The sequence below is a fragment of the Cupriavidus sp. 05N39 genome (assembly GCF_056397325.1).
Window position 1 is genome coordinate 15,685 of the sequence record NZ_JBFTNE010000006.1, and the last position, 20,319, is coordinate 36,003.

The 20,319-nt window shown below is 62.5% G+C and carries 19 protein-coding genes and 1 pseudogene; 1 reads left to right on the forward strand and 19 read right to left on the reverse strand.

Features of this window, described 5'->3' with window-relative positions; genetic code table 11:
* Positions 1–32: 32 nt before the first annotated feature.
* Complete coding sequence (locus AC1DN0_RS04585) at positions 33–1,337, reverse strand: MFS transporter (RefSeq protein ID WP_441626409.1); 1,305 nt, start codon at positions 1,335–1,337, stop codon at positions 33–35.
* A 77-nt stretch (positions 1,338–1,414) separates the two neighbouring features.
* On the opposite strand from AC1DN0_RS04585, the gene AC1DN0_RS04590 reads away from it, so the two are divergent.
* A complete protein-coding gene (locus AC1DN0_RS04590) occupies positions 1,415–2,419 on the forward strand; it encodes a LysR substrate-binding domain-containing protein (RefSeq protein ID WP_441626411.1) in 1,005 nt (334 codons plus the stop codon).
* Here the strand turns inward: AC1DN0_RS04590 and AC1DN0_RS04595 are convergent.
* The 18 genes and pseudogenes from AC1DN0_RS04595 to AC1DN0_RS04680 all read right to left on the reverse strand — a co-directional run bounded on the left by AC1DN0_RS04595 (position 2,416) and on the right by AC1DN0_RS04680 (position 19,445).
* Positions 2,416–3,576 carry a M48 family metallopeptidase gene (locus AC1DN0_RS04595; protein WP_441626412.1) on the reverse strand — a complete coding sequence of 387 codons (1,161 nt, stop codon included), beginning with the start codon at positions 3,574–3,576 and terminating at the stop codon, positions 2,416–2,418. The genes AC1DN0_RS04590 and AC1DN0_RS04595 overlap by 4 nt on opposite strands.
* 77 nt (positions 3,577–3,653) lie before the next feature.
* Entirely contained in the window at positions 3,654–4,742 is a 1,089-nt protein-coding gene (locus AC1DN0_RS04600) for a YjgN family protein (RefSeq protein WP_441626414.1), read from the reverse strand.
* A 462-nt stretch (positions 4,743–5,204) separates the two neighbouring features.
* Positions 5,205–6,292 (reverse strand): annotated as a pseudogene (locus tag AC1DN0_RS04605) (IS5 family transposase).
* A gap of 313 nt (positions 6,293–6,605) precedes the next feature.
* Positions 6,606–6,785, reverse strand: a complete 180-nt coding sequence (locus AC1DN0_RS04610) for a Flp family type IVb pilin (protein WP_430869804.1) — start codon at positions 6,783–6,785, stop codon at positions 6,606–6,608.
* A gap of 279 nt (positions 6,786–7,064) precedes the next feature.
* A complete protein-coding gene (locus AC1DN0_RS04615) occupies positions 7,065–7,253 on the reverse strand; it encodes a Flp family type IVb pilin (RefSeq protein ID WP_441626416.1) in 189 nt (62 codons plus the stop codon).
* Positions 7,254–7,693: 440 nt separating this feature from the next.
* Positions 7,694–8,362, reverse strand: coding sequence for a methyltransferase family protein (locus tag AC1DN0_RS04620; RefSeq protein WP_441626418.1), 669 nt, complete (start codon positions 8,360–8,362; stop codon positions 7,694–7,696).
* Positions 8,363–8,453: 91 nt separating this feature from the next.
* A complete protein-coding gene (locus tag AC1DN0_RS04625) occupies positions 8,454–8,882 on the reverse strand; it encodes a TetR family transcriptional regulator (protein ID WP_441626420.1) in 429 nt (142 codons plus the stop codon).
* A gap of 24 nt (positions 8,883–8,906) precedes the next feature.
* The gene (locus AC1DN0_RS04630) at positions 8,907–9,986 is read right to left on the reverse strand and encodes a TadG family pilus assembly protein (RefSeq protein ID WP_441626422.1); all 1,080 of its coding nucleotides are present in this window, start codon (positions 9,984–9,986) and stop codon (positions 8,907–8,909) included.
* Between the two features lie 56 nt (positions 9,987–10,042).
* Positions 10,043–10,537 carry a TadE/TadG family type IV pilus assembly protein gene (locus tag AC1DN0_RS04635; protein WP_441626424.1) on the reverse strand — a complete coding sequence of 165 codons (495 nt, stop codon included), beginning with the start codon at positions 10,535–10,537 and terminating at the stop codon, positions 10,043–10,045.
* A 26-nt stretch (positions 10,538–10,563) separates the two neighbouring features.
* Positions 10,564–11,508 carry a type II secretion system F family protein gene (locus AC1DN0_RS04640; RefSeq protein ID WP_441626572.1) on the reverse strand — a complete coding sequence of 315 codons (945 nt, stop codon included), beginning with the start codon at positions 11,506–11,508 and terminating at the stop codon, positions 10,564–10,566.
* A gap of 43 nt (positions 11,509–11,551) precedes the next feature.
* Complete coding sequence (locus AC1DN0_RS04645) at positions 11,552–12,529, reverse strand: type II secretion system F family protein (RefSeq protein ID WP_441626426.1); 978 nt, start codon at positions 12,527–12,529, stop codon at positions 11,552–11,554.
* A gap of 12 nt (positions 12,530–12,541) precedes the next feature.
* Complete coding sequence (locus tag AC1DN0_RS04650; protein WP_477145565.1) at positions 12,542–13,897, reverse strand: CpaF family protein; 1,356 nt, start codon at positions 13,895–13,897, stop codon at positions 12,542–12,544.
* A 26-nt stretch (positions 13,898–13,923) separates the two neighbouring features.
* Positions 13,924–15,129, reverse strand: a complete 1,206-nt coding sequence (locus AC1DN0_RS04655) for a CpaE/TadZ family protein (protein WP_477145566.1) — start codon at positions 15,127–15,129, stop codon at positions 13,924–13,926.
* A gap of 52 nt (positions 15,130–15,181) precedes the next feature.
* Positions 15,182–15,496, reverse strand: a complete 315-nt coding sequence (locus AC1DN0_RS04660) for a hypothetical protein (RefSeq protein ID WP_441626432.1) — start codon at positions 15,494–15,496, stop codon at positions 15,182–15,184.
* A gap of 31 nt (positions 15,497–15,527) precedes the next feature.
* Positions 15,528–17,324 (reverse strand): type II and III secretion system protein family protein, encoded by a 1,797-nt coding sequence (locus AC1DN0_RS04665; RefSeq protein WP_441626434.1) that lies wholly within the window; start codon positions 17,322–17,324, stop codon positions 15,528–15,530.
* 75 nt (positions 17,325–17,399) lie between these two features.
* The gene (gene cpaB / locus AC1DN0_RS04670) at positions 17,400–18,251 is read right to left on the reverse strand and encodes a Flp pilus assembly protein CpaB (protein ID WP_441626436.1); all 852 of its coding nucleotides are present in this window, start codon (positions 18,249–18,251) and stop codon (positions 17,400–17,402) included.
* 344 nt (positions 18,252–18,595) lie between these two features.
* A complete protein-coding gene (locus tag AC1DN0_RS04675; protein ID WP_477145567.1) occupies positions 18,596–19,129 on the reverse strand; it encodes an A24 family peptidase in 534 nt (177 codons plus the stop codon).
* A 127-nt stretch (positions 19,130–19,256) separates the two neighbouring features.
* Positions 19,257–19,445 carry a Flp family type IVb pilin gene (locus tag AC1DN0_RS04680; RefSeq protein ID WP_441626440.1) on the reverse strand — a complete coding sequence of 63 codons (189 nt, stop codon included), beginning with the start codon at positions 19,443–19,445 and terminating at the stop codon, positions 19,257–19,259.
* Positions 19,446–20,319: the final 874 nt, after the last annotated feature.

Here is a 20,319-nt window from a genome sequence, read left to right on the forward strand (position 1 = left end):
GCGCAGCGCCGGGGAGTCCGTCCATATAGAGCTCATTGCACCGATGCCGCGTGGCCGGCGGCCGCGCGCTTGCGGCCCGTCGCATACCAGATTGCCGCCGCCACCTGCAGCGCCACCAGGCCGCACCATACCGCGAGATGGGCCTGCCGGGGATATTGGCCGCCCGTTGCCGGCCACAGGTCTAGCACCAGCCCCACCCCGACCTGGCAGGCAAACGTCGCCAGGAACACGGTCAAGGTCAGCGCCGTGGTGGCGCGGCCGATCAGTGCATCGGGAAAGCTGCGCGCCAGCACGGCGTAGGCTAGGATGCCGCTCGATCCGAATACGCCGTAGGCCGCCCATGTCAGCGCCGGGGGCAGCGGCGCGCCGGCGATGATCAGGCACTGGATCACGATGAACCCGCTCATGCCGGCGCCGGCGAAGGTGTACAGGCTCACGCCGGCGCGCTCCAGATGCCGTGCGGCCCAACCGGCACACACGCAGCCGCCCATCATGGCAAAGCCGATGACCGACACCAGGCGCGCGCTCTGCTCCGGCGAATAGCCGGCCACGTCACGCAGGAACGCCCCCACCCACAGGGTCTGCACCGCGAGGAAAACCCCCTGGTTAAGCAATGCCAGCGGCACCACGCGCAGGAAGCGCTCATTGCGGAACACCTGCCAGGTGCCGCGCAACTGATCCGCCAGGCGCTGCTTGCCGGCGCGGCTGGTATCGGGGGCGCCGAACCACAGCAGCGCTGCCATGGCCAGCGTCAGCGCGGCCAGGCCGTAGCTGACCGTGCGCCAGTCGGTCCAGGACAGCAGCCAAGCCAGCGGCGCGCCGACCACTACGGCGCCGAGGCCGCCAATCGCCATCACCACGCCATTGAGCAAGGGCATGCGCGACAGCGGGAACCAGATCGACAGGGCCTGGATGGCGGCGCCCAGGCAAACCGAAACGCCCACCCCGATCATCAGGCGCCCTGCCGCCAGCGCCGCCATATTGGGCGCGGAGGCGAATACCAAGGCACCCGCCACGGCAGCCAGCAGCAACGCGGCCTCGGTACGGCGCGGGCCGAAACGGTCGAGCAGCAGCCCGGCCGGCAACTGGGCACAGGCGAAACCCAGGAAATAGAAGCTGGTCAGCAGGCCCAGATCGGCTGCACCCAGGCCCATCTCGCGGGTCAGGTGGGGCGCGAAGCCCAGGTTGACGCCCCGGAAGATATAGGAAACCAGGAAACCGAGCGAAAAAATGCACAGCACGCGCCAGCGTGCGGCGGCTAACGGGGGAGCGCTAGCCCGCGTGGTGGCAGAAGAGGCGGAAGAGGCGGAAGAGGAGGATGAGGAAGCAGAAGTCATGTCTGCATTGTCGCCAGTCGCCCGGCGCAACACCAACGAAAGATACCCGCCGCAATTGTGAGTAGAATTTGACGGCAATGACCTCCAAACACCCAAAAGCCTCCCAGGCCGGCCTGCCGGTCCAGCCCGCCGGGCACGACGAACCCGCCGGACTGGCCCCGCCGCCCGAGCCGCACCGCGCCCAGCGCCTGCCTCACCTGCCCGCGCTGCAGGCCTTGCGCGCGCTCGAGTCAGCGGCGCGCCACCGCAGTTTCTCGCGCGCGGCGGAGGAGCTTGCGCTGACCCACAGCGCCATCAGCCATCATATCCGCGCGCTGGAAGACAACCTGGGTACCAAGCTGTTCCAGCGCACCGGCCACCTGATGATGCCCACCAATGTGGGCGCGCGGCTGGCGCAGCGCGTGCGCGACGGGCTTGGCGAACTGGAAGACGGGCTGCGCGAGGCCAGCAATGGCGGCGCCCCGCAGGTAGTGCGGCTGGAGGTCAGCGTCATGGCCGATCTCGCCAACGCCTGGCTGATCCGCCGCTTGCCGAGCCTGCATGCGGCGCAGCCGGGACTCGACCTGCACCTGCGGCTACACGCCGAGATCACGCCGCCCGATCCGTACTCGGTGGACGTGGGCATCTGGCACCAGCGCGTGGACCTGCCCGGCTTTGCCTGCCACAACCTGATCGAGGACCATGTGATCGCCGTCGCCAGCCCGGCGCTGCTGGCGCGCTATCCCGGCTTCACGCTGGCCGACCTGCCGCGCCTGCCGATGCTGCGCTTCGCCCTGCGGCCCTGGCGCGACTGGCTGGAAAGCGCCGGCCTGCCTGGCACCGAACCCGAGCGCGGGCCGATCTTCCAGGACGCGGGCATGATGCTGCAATCGGCGGTGGCGGGCCTTGGCGTGGCCACGGCCCGCCTGCAACTGGCCCACGATTACCTCGCCAGCGGCGAACTGGTGCAGCTTGGCACCACTAGCATCCCGTCCAGCCTGCACTACTGGGTCACCTGGCGCGAAGGCAATCCGCGCGAGAAGGCGATCCTGCAGTTTCACAGCTGGCTGCAAGGCCAGGTGGCGGCTTCGTCCGGGGACTAGCGCCCCGCCGCGCGCAGCGCTTCGATCCGTTCTCGCGTCAACGGATGGGTGGAGAAGAAGCTGCCGCCATCGTCGTCGTTGCCGGCATCCTCCGCGGCGCGGCGGCTGCGCCGCTCCCGCTTGGTTTCCCGCTCGGCGGAGGCGGCCGACGCGCCGCCCTGCCCTCCGGACCCGGCCTTGGCGGCCTCGTCCTCCGCCTGCTGCTCATGCGCGGACTCCAGCGCTTGCAGCACGTCGGCGAACGCCGACACGGGCAGCCGGTTCTCCTGCATGACCTCCACCGCGTACGCATCCGCGTCGCGCTCGTGCTCGCGTGAATAGCGCAGGGTCAGGATGGCGGCGGGCACCCCCGCCAGCACACTGGAATAATCGCCGAAGAAATACGCCGCCAGCGCACCCACGGCCGAGGCCTGGAGCACCTGCTGCAGGCCATGGCGCTGGGCCACGTGGCCCGCCTCGTGAGCCAGCACGCCCATCAGGCCGGCGCCCGGGCCGGCCAGCTTCACGAGTTCGTCGGTCACCACGATGGTGCCGCCCGGCAAGGCCAACGCATTGGCCCCGAGCTGGCCGCCCCGGCGAAAGAGGATGCGGTACTGGTGGTCCGGATCGGGCGGGCGCCTGAGCGCGGCGAAGCCGGCGCGAATGCGCTCCTGCTCCGCCACCGGCAGGGCCGAGGGCTTGAGCAGGCCGCCGTCGATGCTGCCCAGCGTGGCTTCGCCAATCCGCGCCTCCAGCGCAGCCGGCACGCTGCGCGCCACCACGCCGGCGCCCCACGGCAACACCACGAAATATCCCGCCACCAGCACCGCGGCCAGACCCAGCACGGACAGCGCCGCCAGCCGCCAGCTGTTCTGCGCCCTCACCACCCAGCCCTCCCGGTGGCCGCTGGCCGCCAGCAGCGCGGCAAAGCCGGCGTGGTCCGTGACCTCGCAGAAGGCGCCGTCGGCAAACGTCACCAGGCGCGGCGCGCGCCTGACCCGCTCGGAAACGCGCAACGCCGCCAGCGGCGCGCGGCGCAGCACCGAGCCATCCGCTTCGCGCAACACCGCGTCGCGCCCTTCGATCGATAGCAAGCACGCATGGGCGCGCGACGAGCGGCCGTCGAAGTAAGTGGCCGCAACCGCGGCGGCGGCCGGTGCTTGGGCAGAAGCCTGCATCAGGGTCCTGGGATCGGAGTGAACCGGGTGGTAAGAATGATCATGGCGGCCAGGGGGTATCAAGGTGCCCGGCGCGCTCAGAGTGCGATGTCGATGTCGTACCAGTCCACCGCGGCATCGCCCAGCGCCCCGACCTGCTGCGTCTCGCCGGCCACGAAGGCATCCAGCGGCCCGGCTGCGAGCATGGTCATGCACTCGATACGGTAGCGCATCGAACGCACCCGCGCGAACGGCATGAACAGCCCCAGCGTCAGCACATTGGCGATCATGTTGGTTGCGAAGATAAAGAACAGCCGGCTCGCCTTGACCTCGCTGCGAAACGCGTGCGGCGCCAGCGTGGTGTGGTTCCACACCAGGTTCTGCAGGCGGGCCATGAAGAACGGGCCGACCGCCATCAGCGCCACGTAGAAGCCGATCACGGCCATGCCAATGGCCAGGAACGGCGCGCCATGCGCCACGCCTATCGCGTTGCCAAGCAAAGCGCCGGCAATCGACGTCACCGCCACCACGGCCAGCATCATGCCAAAGGCGCGCAGATAGACGCCATAGAAGTCGCCCGCGGTGGCGTCAATACCAAAGGGCGCCGTGCCGAAGCGGGTGTTGTCATGCTGGTACTGCTTGAAGCGCTGATGCGCCAGCGGCGCCAGCGCATACAGCGTGAACACGCTCAGCACGGGCCAGAGCAGGAAGACCTTGTAAGCCAGGGCGTCGCCGCCGGTGAAGGCAAAGCGCAAGCCACGGTAGCCGGAATTGGCCATGCGAAAGCGCAGCGAGCGCACCAGCAGCAGCGGGAACACCGCTGCCAGCGCCAGGCCCAGCGCCACGGCCAGGAAGGGGGAAACATGACTGCTGAGCTGGAAGACCACGGCAAGGCCAAACACGATGGCGCGGCCCTTGAGGATGGCAGAGGCACGGCCGTGGTAGTCGAAGCTGGCGCCGTCCAGCCGCGTGTTGCGGTAGAAGTACTGCATCGTCCGAACCTTGGCCCAGGCCGAATAGATGCCCAGCGTGACGATGCTCAGCAAGGCATTGACGATCCAGATACGGAAATATTCGGAACCCGAGCCGATGAACTCGAACTGCAGGGGGCGCGGCTGGCCAGCAGGCACCGGCGCTGCGGGTGCTTCGCCTGCCGTYGGCTGAAACGCGTTGTTGTCTTGCTGCATCCTTGTTCTCTCCCGTGAAATCTGCAATTGGCATGACGCCGGCGAATCACATTTGCTGGTACGTCGTGCGCACGATATGCCTCATCCCCACATTACGGCCAGCAATGTATCAGGAATGCAACCAATTCGATCGTAGCCGCCCCGGAATGCAGGAAGTTCCCCCCTCATCCAACTGGGCGAGGAACGCGCCGTGCCAATGTCATCCGGAGATGGGACGTGTTAGTTCCCGAATATGGACACCCGCCAGAGCCTTTACTGGCAAGGCTTTAACGGATTGATAAATGTCCATATGGACATATTCTCTAGCAGACTGCTGAAGTACTTACCGCACAAGCGGCAAGACTTCCCGCTGTATCGCTGATGTACTCCCTATTTTTCACAATCCGGAAGCTGCGCGTCACTTCATCGACGTTGTCGATGATTTGGTGCTCATTTCTGGCCTCATTACCGCAATTACTGCAACTACGGACGGATTTGTCCCAGCGAGCGCATCGAACCAAGTTGTACGCGGCCATGCTCAACACAAACATCTGGTCAACTTTCTTCAGTCCGCGCACCATCACCTGACGCATGCGCCCCACGGTCTTGGCCCAGCCAATGCCTTGTTCGATCAGCTTGCGCTTTTGCTGCGAGATGGCATAACCCCCGCCGCAGGCGATCTCATCCGGAACCGCCGAGCGTCGCCCGGAGGTGTTTTGCGCCACGTGGGGCGTGACCCTCGTCTCAAGGCAAGCCTCAATGAACTCGGCCGCGTCATACCCCTTGTCCGTACCCACGGTGACTTCCACGTTCGCATCGTCGACCACCTGCCGGGCGTCGTTGGCCATGACCTTGGCGGCTTCGCGCTCTGCATGGCCGTCAGCACTTGTCACCAGCGCGCTGACCACCAGGCCGTGGCGGTTGTCGCTCAGGGTATGGCCCATGTAGCGCAACTCACTGGCGGTTTTGCCTTTACGGTAGAGCAGTGCATCGGGGTCGGTCTTGGACTGGTGCGTTTCGTTGCTGCTCTTGCGACCTTTGAAGTTGCCACCATCGTTGTCTTCGTCCTCGCCGTCCTTGCGTACAAAGCTCTTGTGGTCGGCCCAAGCCTGAATGAGTGTGCCGTCCACGCTGAAGTGTTCGCCGGAAAGCCAGTCCTTCTTTTGCGCGATGGCCAGTACTTCGTTGAAGAATTCGATCACTGCATCGCGCTTGATCAGGCATTCGCGGTTCTTGGTGAATACGCTGGGCACCCAGACTGCGTCGTCCATTGCCAGGCCAATGAACCAGCGAAACAGCAAGTTGTAGTGCGTCTGCTCCATGAGCTGACGTTCGGAGCGAACGCCGTAGAGCACCTGCAGCAGCATGCCCCGCAACAACTTCTCAGGCGCGATACTGGGTCGACCGCCCCTGATGTCGGCCTCGTACATCCTGGCGAACAGCCGATCCAACTTCGCCAACGCCTGATTGGCCATGGTGCGGATCGAGCGCAGCGGGTGATACTTCGGTACAAAATCCTCGAGCCGCCGCATGGTGAACAGGCTTTCGGTGAAGGTGTCGGCGCCGCGCATGAAACGTCGCAGGGTGTGGGGTTCTCAGATCAACGCGTCAGCCACTAGAAGCGCTGACTTCGGTCGGAGGTATTTCAGCGGCCTGCTAGGGGGCGGCGCTTAGCGCAGGCGGTCGGCAGTCAAGACAGATCCGTGGGTATCTGCTTCAGCAACATCAGGTGGCGAAACGGCGCGCAGATGCCGCACTAAAGAATGGTTTGTCAAAGTCCGTGCGCACCGCCTAGCAACGAATACGATGAGCATGGCTGAGCGGAGGTGGCCTTCCAGACCAAACCCGGTTAAGACGGGGCTCGGTCTGGATCCTTGAAGAGATTTAGGCTGCTGGCATGCCGGCAATGACCGCGGCAAAGGTTCTTGTAATGGCACCGCCCATCCCGGCGCCAAATCCGACAATGACCAACGCCACGAAGGTCAGCAGCAGCGCATACTCCACACCGGTAGCCCCATCTTCATCACGCACAAAATGCTTGATACCTTTGAGCATGGTATTCATGTCCTTCTCCTTCACGTCATGGTTAAAGGGAATAAGCACCTGGGCCCCTGCCTGTCGTTAGATTGACGTGCGCGTTCTCACCTGGCGCGTTGCCGCTTGTCGAGGCTGAATGTGCTGCCGCGGGGCCAATTCGACCTCACTCAGGGATCAGTCCCGTGCCTGAAACTGCTGCTGTGTCCGCGTTGCCTAGCAACGAGCACGATGAACATGACTAAGCGGAGGTGGCCTTCCGGGCCAAGCCCGGTTCAGGCGGGGCTCGGCCCGGATCCTTGACGAGATCTAGGCTGCTGGTGCTGCTGGCATGCCGGCAACGACCGCGTTAAAGGTGTTTGTGATTGCATTGCCCATCCCGGCGCCAAATCCGATAATGACCAACGCCACGAAGGTCAGCAGCAGCGCATACTCCACACCGGTAGCCCCATCCTCATCGCGCACAAAATGCTTGATACCGTTGAACATGGTGTTCATGTCCTTCTCCTTCACGTCAAGGTTAAAGGGAATAAGCACCCGCTGAAGATCGGGTACGAGTTTCGAGCCGGGGATGCCAGCTCAGGCCAAACCGATTGATCTGGAATGCCATGAACGGGCTCGGAGTAGGATCGATTTCTCCCCGGGCACGGCGTGACAAGGCGGATCCTCCGATTCCACCAGGCTTCAGGGACCATGCCTGTCGCTAAATTGACGGGCGCGTTCTCACCTGGCGCATTGCCGCTTGTTGAGGCTCATTGCGCTTTAGGTAGGTGCTGCAGGCCAATTCGATTTCCCTCAGGAATTAGTCCCGCGCCTGAATTTGCTGCTTGATTCGATAGAGACCCCTCCCTGTAAGTTATAAGAGTTTGCGTCCAGAGGTGATGCCGGCACAAGCCGCTGCGCGGCGATACGTTGCGAGCGTCAAAAGCGAATTGAGATCAGAAGATACCCGGGAACATGCGAAAGCAGACCTTGTTCCGATATGTCCGATACTCGGGATCGTCAGACAGAAGTTTTTCTTCGCGCAGGATCCGGACCGCCTGCATGACGTACTGTAGGGTGTAGACGAGCAGGTTCTGCAGTCCGAAGTTTGCTAGCAGGAAGCCGACATCGGCGACAAAGTAGCCGAGATAGATCGGATGGCGCACGAACCGGTAAGCCCCGCTTGATACGATTCCGCGATTGGCAGGCAAGATCCCGAACGAGTAGCGTAGCGATACTTTCGCGAAAATCTGCCACGAAAGCCCAGCGATCTGCAGTCCGGCACCGACCGCTTCGGGCACGATTCGCACACCCGGTGTGAGCTGAATCGCAAGGAAATAGAAGGTGCCGAGGAGCGAGCTGAGTATGGCGACAGGACTCCAGTCACGCCGGGCCGGCACCCGCACTATCAGCGACAGAGCGACCGTCAGGCACTGTGCCACCACCATGAGCAGAAGCGTAATGCGAGTCGGGTCGGTGAGCCAGTGCCGGATCGCTCCATAGGCAAAAACAGCCAACACCAATGCGGTGGCGATGCGTATGCACGCTTCCAACGCGGCTTCGCGACGACGCTGCATCACCGGCACCGGATCTTCCACGACCTGCACAGATTGACTGTCGAACATAATGCCTCCAAGAATCCTTATTTTCCGATTTCTATTCCAAAGGCTTCCCGTTCTGCGTGACAAGCATCGTCAAGTGCAGTACGTGTTGCTGCTAGCCTTGGTTTCCTGCTCCGTCGATACCAGGGCGAGATTGCTTCTCCCGTGGCGGGACACCTGGCTCCTCCAACTCTTCCCGTAGTGCCTGGACCTCCGTCGCCAGCAATAGGTTCACTGTCTTGATGCGGCGAATTTGATCATCCCGTTTTCGCAGTGCCTTTCGGATCTCCCCCAACTGCCGGCGTAAATTTGCGATATGAGCATCATGCTCAGTCATGATGGCTTCGCGCCCTTCCTTGAGGATTCGTCGAATCTGCTCCGCCATATCCGGATGGCGATTATGGATCGTCGCGTTGGACACACCGGCCTCTTCGGCAACGGCGGCGATACTTAGTTGCCGTGCGCGGTCAACTCGCATCGGCGTGCCTTGCAGAATACGGGTGATGGCCATTTCAATCTCATGCCTGGTCGATTCCGATCCCATTGCACGTCTCCTTGTTATTCCGTCTTACCAAGCCAGGCGCGGTGGCACGTAAGCACCATAGTAGGGCCCGACGCCGCCTGTGCTGCCGGCAATCTTGGCATTGGGCACAAAACTGCCCTCGATATAGCTCTTGTTACCCGCCTTGGTAACACTGGTAATGAGAAGAGAGGCGAAAGCGACCACTGGCTGATCTGAATTCGTCGATACGTTGGAAACGACAGGCACGGTCACGGTCCATCCGCTCAAGCCTGCCGCTAGCGCCGCGTTAAGTTGAGACGTAACCGCGTCATAGATCGAGGCCGCCACGCCGCTTTGGATAAAGATGGGGTCGTTGAGCGCGACGGGTGGCGACGGAGTTGCGCCCGTGACCATGTCCTTGATTAGCTTCGCGCTTTGTGCCCCTGGGTCGCCGGGGGTCAAGGATGTCCATTGTCCCTTCCAGCAGGGGTCCATCGGGGAGGGGTAGCTGGCAACGTTGATGTAGTCCGAGTAGATGTCGAAGACGTAGCTCTTGCCCGTGCTCGGATTTATCTTGGGCTGCCCGGTCGTCGAATCCCAGAACTTGTCATACAAGCACTGGTTGATGGCCACCGGCAGAAGCGCGCCCGGACCCACGCGCCCAGGCGCCGCGATCACCGCCACCGCTGTGGCCTGGGCCGGTTCGGACAGCACGCCGAAGACAGGCGCCAACAGCATGCTGACCGGGCCATTGTTGTTGCCGTCGCTGCGGCTGATGGTGACCTGGACGGCGGCCGCGTCGTTTGTTCCCGGCGTGATGTCTTGCGGTTGCAGACCCGATTTGGTGCGGCTTAGATCCCAGTAGCCGGCCTGCACCTGGCCGCTGATCAACTTGACGCCCTCAGTCGCGTTCAGCGTGATCGCGCTGGTACCTTGCGTTATGCCGTTGTTCCAGTTTGGCGTGGGATTCGCCGGATAGAGGCCACCGGCACCCACCAGTGCAGCCGCATCGGCGGCATTCTGCAGTTGGTTTCGCACGATCAGATAGCGGGCCACATCGATCGCCAGCGCGGCAAACGCGAGCATGAAGATCAGCAAAACGGGGGTCATCACGCCGACCGCACCGCGCTGGCAGGGGGGGAGCATCCGATTTCCATGGGGTCTCATTGCACACCTCGTTGCGTGACAGATGGAACTAGGCTTTACTCGTACTTCATGGTGGTTGTGGCATTAATAGTCAATGCGGCGGTCGTGAATGCCGCGGGCGCCGGGCCCCCGGTCACCAGTGCCATCATCGGACCGAGCAGCAGACCTGTGTACGCATAAGAAACCGTCACCAGCAAAGGACTGCCTGTATTGCTGTTCGTAAAGGTGACGTCAACCAGTGGCTGGATCGCTGAACCGAAGGTAATAAGCTTGTTCTGGGTATAGTTCTGCACCACAGGCGAGATCTGTGCAAGTACCTGTGCCTTGGTCGTCGGTGGCGAAGATTGGAGCATGACGCCGAAACGAGCCGCCTCGCGGCTGGCATTGGTGAGGATGGCCTGGTCATAGAGCGCCGCGCCAAATTCGATCGCCCCGATCACGACCAGCAGAAGCAGGGGAAACACAAGGGCGAATTCAACCGCAGCGGCACCAGACATGCGCCGCGCGCCGCGCGAGCGCGATGGCTTCAGACCTTTTGCGTAGGTGGGCATGGCCGTAATCTCCGTTATAGAGCTTGCTACTGGTTTTCTGCGAGCGTTCGCAGGGCCGCGGATATCTGAATCGCAGCGGGCCCTAGCAGCACCACGAATATCGAAGGAAAGATGCAGAAGATCAGCGGGAACATCAGCTTGGTGCCGATCTTGGCGGCGCGCTCTTCCGCCAGCATCTGACGCTTGGTACGCAGCATATCGGCATGCACGCGCAACGAGTCGGCCACGCTGGTGCCGAAGCGGTCGGCCTGGATCAGCATACTCACCAGCATGTCGACATCGCTTACTCCGGTGCGTAAGGCCAGGTTGCGCAGGGCCTTCTCCCGGGGTAATCCCGCGCGAAGTTCCAGCGTCAGCAGTTCATATTCGTCGGCCATGGCCCGGCGTGCGCCACGCATTTCCTCCACCACGCGCAGGATGGCGGCATCCAGCCCAAGGCCGGCCTCCACGCAGACCATGATCAGGTCCAGGCTATCGGGGAACGCTTCAAAGATGTCGCGCTGGCGCCGGTCGATCTTCATCCGCAGCACGAGACTAGGGAGATAAAAGCCCAGCACCGCTGCGCCAAACAGCAGGCTCAGGAACTGTGTTTGATGGGTGTGATCAAGGCGGCCAATGAGCAACGTTGACAAGATCAGTGGCAGGCCGAATACCAGCAGGGTCTTGGTGCCGAAGTAGATCGGGATGGCCTCGGGCGCGCGCCAGCCGGCATTCATAAAGCGGGTGCGCAGGGAAGAGGCGTCCCAACCCTCCTTAGGTACAGACAGCCGGGCAAGTGGCGTTACGATCCGCTCGATTTTCTGCAGCCAGCCTGGTTGCCAATTGTCCTGCACGGACGGTGGGTTTTCCTGGTTGATCTGGCTCACGCGCCGCTGCACCACGTTCTGGCGCAGTACCGACATCGCAATCCAGGTGGCGCCGAACACGATCATAAAGGAGCCTGCCAGCAATACAATTTGCGCGATTTGCATGATGATCCGGGTAAGTCCCGCCTCCGATGTCAGGGTCTGGTTGTCAGACGTGGATGCGAACAATGTTCCGCATCCATAGCACGCCGAAGATCATCATCCCAATGGAAATCCAGAGCATGCGAATGCCAGTCGGGTCCGTCCATAGCGTCGCAATCAGGGTTGGATTCATCACATACACGATGCCGCCCACCACCAGCGGCAACACGGTCAGGATCCAGGCCCCCAGCCGCCCTTCTGCGGAAAGCACGCGCACCTTGTCCAGCAACTGCAGCCGCTTGCGAATAATGTTGCCGACGTTGTCCAGAATCTCGGTCAGGTTGCCGCCGGACTCACGCTGAATCAGCACGGCAATCACCAGGTAGCGCAGATCCTCGATGGGTACGCGCTCGGTCAGACCGGTCAGTGCATCGTTCATCGGCACGCCGTAATTGATTTCCCTGAAGACCATGCCGAGTTCGGTGCCGATGGGAGCCGGCAACTCCTCGCCGGCCATGCTCAGCGCGCTAGGCAGCGAGTGCCCGGCGCGCAAGGCGCGGCTGATCATGTCGGCCCCTTCAGGCAACTGCTGCTCAAGCTTGAGCAGCCGCTTGTCGCGGCAGCGACGTACGTACAGCAGCGGCAGTGCGGCAAAGCCGGCGGTCAGCATGAGCAGGGCCGGCCAGGGCGCGGCGAACATCGCCCCCAAGCTAGCCGCGACCGCCGGCAGCGCGAAGGTGAGCACAAGAAAGCGCCCGACCGACCAGTCCAGGCCCGACTGCAGCAGCATCCGATCGAGTGTGATGGAGTGAGGCAGCCGCAGCAGCAGCCGGGCCAATTCCGGCGACTCGCTCAGAACGCGCTGTTTCAGGATGCCGCCATCCTTGCCGTGACTGGCGCTAACGAGCAGGGCCGCCTGCAGGCGCTGGCTGAGTCGCCGCGCAGTCTGGCTGTGACGGCCTTGCCACCACTGGTATATCCCCGTCACCAGAAGCACGATGGTGACAAACAGCGACAGTACGAAGCCGATCATCATGGTGTCCATGATCCGTTCTCCCTAGACTTCGTGTTGCACGGTGGGGTCGTACAACGTTTCCGGCAGGTGGATGCCAAAGGCTTGCAGCCGTTCCGAGAACTTCGGCCGGACCCCGGTAGCGCAGAAGTGGCCCTTGATGTGGCCATCGCGATCCACGCCCTTGCGCTTGAAGGTAAAGATCTCTTGCATATTGATGATCTCGCCCTCCATGCCGGTGATTTCCTGCACGCTCATCAGCTTGCGGCTGCCATCGGTCAGGCGCGAGACCTGCACCACCACCGTCAGCGCCGAGTTGATCTGCTGACGCATGGTCTTGGTCGGCAGCGACAGTCCCGCCATGCTCACCATATTCTCGAGCCGGGTCAGGGCGTCGCGCGGGGTGTTGGCGTGAATGGTGGCCAGCGATCCTTCATGACCGGTGTTCATCGCGTGCAGCATGTCCAGCGCCTCACCGCCACGCACTTCACCGAGGATGATCCGGTCGGGGCGCATGCGCAGCGCGTTCTTGACCAGTGCGCGTTGCGTGATTTCACCGCGGCCCTCGATATTTGGCGGCCGCGTTTCCAGTCGCAGCACGTGGTTCTGGCGCATCTGCAGTTCGGCCGCATCCTCAATGGTGACAATACGCTCGTCGGCGGGAATGAAACCGGACAGGATATTGAGCAGAGTGGTCTTACCGCTGCCGGTGCCGCCCGAGATCAGGATATTGAGCTTGGCCTTCACCATGGCGTCCAGCAGTTGTGCCATCTGCGGAGTGAAGGTCTGTCGCCCGATCAGGTCATCGACCGTGAGCGGTTTGACGGCAAAGCGCCGGATCGATAGCAGCGGGCCGTCGATCGCCGAAGGCGGGATGATGGCATTCACGCGTGAACCGTCGGGCAGGCGGGCGTCGACCATGGGACTGGATTCGTCGATGCGACGCCCCACGCGCGACACCATTTTCTCGATCACCCGCATGAGATGCGCGTTGTCCAGAAAGGTGATTTCGGTCAGTTCCAGCTTGCCGCGGCGTTCCACATAGACCTGTTTCGCCGTATTGACCAGGATGTCGGAGACGGTGGGGTCGGCCAGTAGCGGTTCCAGCGGACCGTAGCCTAGCATTTCGTCCTGCACGTCCGACACTAGACTTCGGCGCTCGGCCTCATTGACGGGATGATTGCCCTCCTCCAGGATGCGTTCTACCAGTTGGGCCAGCTCACGCTTGACCTGCTCTGGCGCCAGGTGCTGCAGCTTGCCCAGTTCCACGCGCTCGATGAGCGTCTGGTGGATTTCCTTGGCTAGCTGCTGGTAAGCCGCACTGGCGCTGCCATTGGCGTGGGCGATACGCTGGGGCAGGGCTTCGCCCGCCTGCTGGTAGRGTTGTTCTCGCAGTGACATGATGTGCTCCGCTCAGAGATTTGGAATCAGGCCTGCCGCTCTAGACGTATGGCGGGTGCCACCCGGTTGCCTTGACCGAACAGCTTGCTCAGTAGTCCCGCGCTCCGGGACGCCGTCTCCGGGTAAAGCTGGCTTGCCATCTTCACCAGAGCGCGGGCAATCTGGCTGCTCTCGGCCAGTTGCAGTACGGGCACCCCTTGGCTGATGGCATCACGCACCGGCACCGGGTCGTTCGGCAGCACGTGGGATGCCGGCATGCCGAAGGTCTCTTCGAGCAGGCGCAGGCTGATGGGCGCATGCTTGTCGTATTGGTTGACGATCAGCCGCAGTCGCTCGGCGGGATAGCCAAGCGACTGGCAGATCTCGAGCAGGCGGCGGCCGGCACGCAGGTAGGTCAGATTGAGTTGCAGCACGGGGTAAATCAGGTGGCTGCGGTCGAGCACTTGAATGGACGCGGGATTGATGTCCTGGCCAACGTCGAAGATCACCACATCGTATTGCGGGAGGACCAGCGTCAGAATGCGCTCCAGGTGCGCGGCCTTGATCTCTCCTGCCTTGACCGGGTCCCCGGCGCCGGGCAGCACATCGAAGTCCTTGCTGATATGGGTGACGCAGGCATCCAGCAGGGATGGGTCCAGCCGGTCGATTTGACGGCAGACGTCGACCAGTGTGGCTGGTGGAACCTGATCAGTGAGCAGGAAGGCCGCATCGCCGTATTGTTGGTTCAGGTCGACCAGCAGTACGCGCTTGTTGTGCTTTGCCGCCAGCACATGGCCGAGGTTGGTCGCGGCGAAGGTGGTGCCGCTCCCCCCCTTGCAAGAAAGGAACGACAGCACCTGAGCTTCGCCCCGGCTGCTGCTGATGGCGTGGCTGGTACAGCGCTGCAACTCGTCGCGAAACTCCTGCGCATCGGGCGGCCACGGCAGCACGCACTGCACGCCGGCGCGCATGGCCCRCATCAGCAGGTCGGCCGATGGGCTCTCGGTCACCAGCATGCAGAGCGTATCGTGCTGATCCGCCAGACGACGGCGCAACTGGTTGAGATCATCCGCCGAGAAGCTGCGCGCTTCCAGGATCAGCAGGTCGGCCCCCTGCGTCAGTCCGGGTTGGGAAAGCGCCTGCGCCGGCGTCGTGCGCACCTGTTGCACTACGTGATTGGCGGCTTGCGCAATCAGCCCGGCGATTTGTTGCCAGCGTGTCTCATCGGCGGAAACCACGGCGATCTTTGCCATTTTCTGTTGCTCCCCAAAGCGGTGTGCTTGCCTGTCGTGCTGTTTGCCTGTCCTACCGGCCCATGGAGCTGAGCGATGATCCGCCTAAACTGCCGACGCCAACCGCGTAGCCATTGGGATCGGACTGGGGCGTACTAAACGAGGTGTTATAGCGGTCCATCGCGGCCGTGGCAGCGCGGCCGTCGATTCCGTCGACGGGGTTGTTGTTGAGCGAAGCCACCGGATTGAGGGTCTGCATGGCACGCACGGTGCGCACGGCGTCGCCGAAGTGGGCGTCATAGACCGGCGTGGTTGTCATGCAGCCGGCCAGTGCGGCGCCAAGCCCGCAGCACAGGGCCATGCGAACCAGTATCGGAATGATCTTCATGATGTTCTCCTTAATCGTGGCGGACGATGGGTTACTGAGCGGCGTCTGAGGCTACAGCGGTGCTTGCCGTGGGCCTGGCATCGGCCGCCGCGACGGCCGTGGCTGCGGGGGGCGCGATGCTGGTGGTCGGTGCCACGGGTGCTGCCGGTGCCGGCAAGGCGGCTGGCGCCGGGTTGGTGGCCGGCTGGCTAGCAGGGTGCCCTTCCATATTCCCGTTGATGTAGACCTCGCCTGGAGTCGAGGGGCCAAAGCTGTCGGTCGGCAGCGGGTAGTTTGCCGGCAGCGGCTTGACCAGGCGCGGCGTGACGACGAACAGCAGCTCGGTCCTGTCCTGCTGGAAGTTGGTACTGCGCATCAGGGCGCCGACCACCGGCAGGTCGCCAACCCCAGGCAGGCCCTTGAGGCTACCGGTGGTATTGCTCTTGATCAGGCCGCCGATGGCAAAGCTCTGGCCGTCCATGACCTGCAGCGTGGTCGAGGCGCGGCGCGTATTGATCAGCGGCAGGATCGATGTGCCAGAGACGTTAGGCGCGGTCAGTGCTACTCCCGTGGGCGACAGCTCGGACACCTCTGGTGATACCTTCAGGTTGATGCGCCCGTTTTCCAGCACCGTCGGCGTGAACCGCAGGCCGACACCGAAAGTCTCTTCCTGCAGGACAATGGTGGTGCCCCCCCCTGTGCCGGTGCTCTGCGGCACGGGGATAAAGACCTTGCCACCAGCTAGGAAGCTGCCTTCCTGACCGCTGATCGCCATCAAATTGGGTTCAGCCAGGATCTTGACCAGGCCATCGCCCTTTTGCGCGTCCAGTGCGAACTTTAGCGGCAAGTTATTCGCCTTGCTGAACTGGAGCAGGTCGGTCGCGCCAGACAGGAAGTTGGCCAGCAGGCCGAACGTCCAACTGCCGAAGGCCCCGTTCAGGTTGACGGCGGCGCCCATCTGGTCGATCAGGGTCTTGGAGACCTCTGCGACCTTGACTTCCAGCATCACCTGCTGCGGCGCCTCCACCGACATCATATTGATGATGCGGGGGCTGCGCAGCGGCTGGCCACCACTAGCGCCCATGCCCAGTCCGCCGAAGCCCATGCCGCCCATGTTGCCACCGTTCATGGCAAGCATCGGCGCGCCAGGGGCGCCGGTTTGTTGCGGCGGTGCCTGCAATGGGCTGCGGGTCTGGCGCATGACGAAAGCGTTGGCGATATCGAGGATCTTCTGTGCCTGGACGGAATCCGCGACGATGCCGGTCAGCACCAGACTGTCGGCGGCAGCGGACACGCGTACGCGCTTTGCTTCGGGCAGCAGRCTATGCAAGGTCGCCTGCAATCCACCGGGGTCGGCACCGACGATGACGTCGATGACGCTGCAGCGCCCACTCTTGCCTTGCATGATCATATTGGTGGTGCCCACATCCAGTCCGAGCAGGTAGAGCGTTTGCGGCGAGACCAGCATGGCCTGGACGATACTCGGGTTACCCAAGGTGCGCGTGCGCACCGGCTCCGGCAGCGACAGCATGCGTGACTTGCCGACCGGCAATACCACCTGTTCCGCCTCGCTTGCCGCGCTGGTGCAGGTGGGGGTCTTGCTGCCGCCATCCGCAGGCGCAGGAGGCACGTTAGTTGCGCCAATGGTGAGCTGGATCGGGCCGTTAGCCGCCAGCTTTAGCGGGTGTGCTGCGGAGCCCGGAGTCTGCACCTGGGCGGCGGTATCGGCTGCCTGCACCTGTGCGGCCTCCAGCCACAGTCCGCTGAGTATCACGGCAGCCAGCGCCGTCGTCGTCAACTGCGGTCCGATGCGGCGCCGTACGCCGCTGAGGTCGGTGAGTTGGTCCATGTCTTTCCCCCGGATGATTGACCCTGCAAGACAGGGTCTGGCACTGCATTGGCTTGTTGTTCTAACGCGTGTGGTTCAGAAGCATTCCTGGTTTTGATGGATGCCGCTAATGACCCCCACGCAGGTGCTGGAAATGGCCTTTGTAACGGCAACCCTGCGCACTACCTCTACTGTCTTGACGACGGGGGCGGCTGCGGCAACTAGGGCAGGTTCCTTTAGCAGGGTGTTCTTGGTGGCGCCAGTGGTGGCTACCGGGCGCGGATCCACCTGGTTGCGCAGCACCAGCGAGAGGGTACCCACGCTGCGCGCCAGGTCGAGCTTCTCGGCTTCCTCTGGAGAGACCTCCAACGTCACGGCATTGACCACCTTGGGCTTGGTCTCGTCGCGGTTGACCTCCTGCGCCACGGCCAGCACCAGGATCTTTTCCAGCACGATCTTGGAGATCGACTGCTCGGTACGCTCGCTGCTGGCACTCTTGGTAGCTGCGTCTTTCTGCGTATTGACGATGATGTCGACAAAGCTGCCGGGCAAGGCAAAACCGGCCACGCCGACCACATCATTGACACGCACGGTGATGGCACGTTTGCCGTCGGCAATGACCGCCGACAGGCCGCCTTTGGTGCCGACCGGCGTTAGCTTGGATTCCAGTACCGGTTCGCCGCGCAGCACGCTGGTCTTGGTCACGCGGCCGTCAATGGCGCGCTGATCGTTGATAACGCCCGGCGGCAGACTCGCCGTGGGCCAGTCCACCAGCTTGACGAATTCCGGCGACAGCCGCTGTCCCAGGTTGATATCGGTGGCGGCTACCGCGACCTTGGTGACGCCGCTGGCGCTCTGCTGCAACAGCCAGCGCGAAGCGAATACCACCGCGCTCAGCCCAGCAACGGTTGCGATTAGCAGCATGAACAGGATGCGCAGGTTTTTCATTTTGCGAGACCTCCTCGGTTGTGGACATACGAGCTGCTGTAAGAGTGCAGGCAACGGGTATCCGGTGCCGATCGGCAATGCCGGTCAGCTAGGCTGTGTGAGCGTGATGTGAGTAGGGCGTGTTATCAGTAGCGGCGCCAGCAATCGTTGCTGTGCGGCGCAGGAACGATCCATGTCGGCCACGTTCGGTATTGGTACTGGCTCATTGTTTTCTCCCCCAGGCCTCTGATGTGAAGCCTTTCATTTGAGGCCCGCTATGTCTTTCGATCCGGTTCCTGTGGTGCAGCGGACTCTTTTTTCGCCCTACCGTTTAACTCATCCATCCTTCATGCCACTTCTGCGACTCAGAGCATCGTCCACTTCACCAGCAGGGTGCCCGCTGCAATTGCGACGGCGTAGGGCAGCCTCATCGTGTCGCCGTTCGTCTGGCTTTCGCGCCGTAAAGGGATGGCTCGTGCGCCAAACGGTAGTGACAGAAGCAGCGTCGATAGGCTCGCTAGCGTTCGCCGTGACTCCTTTCTTACCAATGTCATGGCCAGCGCCAGCACTCCCCCGACCAGAAAGCTGGTCAGTGCGATATCGAGTGCACCCAGCGGTCCCACGAACGCGCCTACGGCGCCCATCAGCTTCACGTCGCCAGCGCCCATGCCTCCCAGCAGGTAGACGCCAAGGAACAGCCCCATGCCTGCCGCAGCACCGGCAATCCAAGCCCAGGTTCCGGCTGCCGGCCCGAGCACCGCACACTGCACAGCTAGGGCGATAATCAGGCCACATCCCACCAACCAGTTGGGAATACGGYGGGCACGTACGTCGCACACGGCCGCGATGGTCACGAGTGCCACAAGACTAAGACTTGCCAGGGTTGGTGCGATGATCATTGACCATTCCCCCTAATTAGTGAGCGTTTTTCTGGCCAGTGCGCCTGCCCATCTCTGACCAGCGGCAGAGGTGGCCCTCCGAAGCAAGCCCGGTTCAGGCGGACTTGCTCCGGATCGTTGACGAGATTTAGGCTGCTGGAGCTGCTGGCATGCCGGCAACGACCGCCGCAAAGGTTCTTGTGATGGCATTGCCCATCCCGGCGCCAAATCCGATAATGACCAACGCCACGAAGGTCAGCAGTAGCGCATACTCCACACCGGTAGCCCCATCCTCATCACGCACAAAATGCTTGATACCTTTGAACATGGTGTTCATGTCCTTCTCCTTCACGTCATGGTTTAAAGGGGAAAAGAACGCCCGCTGAGATCGGGCGCAGGATTCGGCCGGTGATGCCAGCCATGGCCAAGACAGGGGGGATTCCTCGATGACGGGTACACGCTGGCGCGACAGCGATGCAGGCATCGCTGTCTCCCCGGAGCGCAACACGACAAGGCGGGCCTCCCAGCTCCACCATTTTCCAGGGGCCCCACCAGGCTGGCGTGCCAACCGGCTGGTCCTCACCTGACGCATTGCCGCTTATTGCGGCTTACTGCGCCTTGGTAGGTGTCGCGGGCCGATTCGTCCCTCCCTCAGGAATCGGTCCCGCGCCTGAAAATGCTACAAAACTGCAAGTGATCGCTGCTCCGGTGTTCGTAGGAAATCCGGCACCGGTTAGGCGTGGACCATTTGATATAAAGTTGCGCTGGCCCTGCGCCGAATCCCCCCGTCCTCCAACGAGCGTGCAATCGCGCTGTTATCCGGTAAACATCTGGATGCGATCTATGCCGCCTGGCCCGCTGTTTCCGTGGTGTTCCTTAAGAAGTCACACCTTATTTTGTAACTGACACAAGAGCGAGGAGCGTGCCATACGCGCATAACTCATTGATTTATATGGAATAGTCAAAAATGTTCCCTTGAAAATCGTAACATTCGGCATCCAAATGTTTCTTCCTCGTTACGACTGGGTACGCGCGATCCGATCAATCCCCTCCAGCTAACAGGCGCGTTCCGTGATGTTACCGTTACGTCCAGACCGGAGGATGTGGAGGAAAGCCAAATGCAGCGTGTGGCAGATGGTTGCAACCGTGAAACAGGATCGGCGTTTGTGACCGAAAAGCTTGTTCGCGTTTGTCGCGTAACTCCCTGGGCA

Excerpts from the sequence above, each read along its gene's own strand:
- AC1DN0_RS04585 (WP_441626409.1), bottom strand. The coding sequence starts at position 1,337 with ATGACTTCTGCTTCCTCATCCTCCTCTTCCGCCTCTTCCGCCTCTTCT.
- AC1DN0_RS04590 (WP_441626411.1), top strand. The coding sequence starts at position 1,415 with ATGACCTCCAAACACCCAAAAGCCTCCCAGGCCGGCCTGCCGGTCCAG.
- AC1DN0_RS04595 (WP_441626412.1), bottom strand. The coding sequence starts at position 3,576 with ATGCAGGCTTCTGCCCAAGCACCGGCCGCCGCCGCGGTTGCGGCCACT.
- AC1DN0_RS04610 (WP_430869804.1), bottom strand. The coding sequence starts at position 6,785 with ATGAATACCATGCTCAAAGGTATCAAGCATTTTGTGCGTGATGAAGAT.
- AC1DN0_RS04615 (WP_441626416.1), bottom strand. The coding sequence starts at position 7,253 with ATGAACACCATGTTCAACGGTATCAAGCATTTTGTGCGCGATGAGGAT.
- AC1DN0_RS04620 (WP_441626418.1), bottom strand. The coding sequence starts at position 8,362 with ATGTTCGACAGTCAATCTGTGCAGGTCGTGGAAGATCCGGTGCCGGTG.
- AC1DN0_RS04625 (WP_441626420.1), bottom strand. The coding sequence starts at position 8,882 with ATGGGATCGGAATCGACCAGGCATGAGATTGAAATGGCCATCACCCGT.
- AC1DN0_RS04630 (WP_441626422.1), bottom strand. The coding sequence starts at position 9,986 with ATGCTCCCCCCCTGCCAGCGCGGTGCGGTCGGCGTGATGACCCCCGTT.
- AC1DN0_RS04635 (WP_441626424.1), bottom strand. The coding sequence starts at position 10,537 with ATGCCCACCTACGCAAAAGGTCTGAAGCCATCGCGCTCGCGCGGCGCG.
- AC1DN0_RS04640 (WP_441626572.1), bottom strand. The coding sequence starts at position 11,508 with ATGCAAATCGCGCAAATTGTATTGCTGGCAGGCTCCTTTATGATCGTG.
- AC1DN0_RS04645 (WP_441626426.1), bottom strand. The coding sequence starts at position 12,529 with ATGGACACCATGATGATCGGCTTCGTACTGTCGCTGTTTGTCACCATC.
- AC1DN0_RS04660 (WP_441626432.1), bottom strand. The coding sequence starts at position 15,496 with ATGAAGATCATTCCGATACTGGTTCGCATGGCCCTGTGCTGCGGGCTT.
- cpaB (WP_441626436.1), bottom strand. The coding sequence starts at position 18,251 with ATGAAAAACCTGCGCATCCTGTTCATGCTGCTAATCGCAACCGTTGCT.
- AC1DN0_RS04680 (WP_441626440.1), bottom strand. The coding sequence starts at position 19,445 with ATGAACACCATGTTCAAAGGTATCAAGCATTTTGTGCGTGATGAGGAT.